We start from the raw sequence: 233 nt of genomic DNA, 5'->3' as shown, positions 1-233 counted from the left end.
AAATTCAGTTGCTTTTTCTGGAGTTACAAGCGAATAACCAATAACTTCATTAAGCCCTGAACTTTCGAGACCTGTTCGCACTGTACGACGGAATTTTTGCATTTGAGTCAATTCACCAGCATTTTGTGAGGAAGGCAAAGTACTTGGCAAATTATCATAGCCATAAATACGAGCTACTTCTTCAACTAAATCAGCTTCAATATGAATATCCCAACGACGTGATGGGATTTCAC

1 protein-coding gene is annotated in these 233 nt (G+C 38.6%); it reads right to left on the bottom strand.

Annotated elements, in window-relative coordinates; all coding sequences use genetic code 11:
* The coding region (locus ACVA6Q_RS24995) for a hypothetical protein (RefSeq protein ID WP_446649275.1) at positions 1 to 233 on the bottom strand (233 nt) is incomplete at both ends.

The organism is Vibrio sp. DNB22_10_4, assembly GCF_052879755.1.
This window is presented reverse-complemented; position numbering and strand designations above follow the sequence as displayed.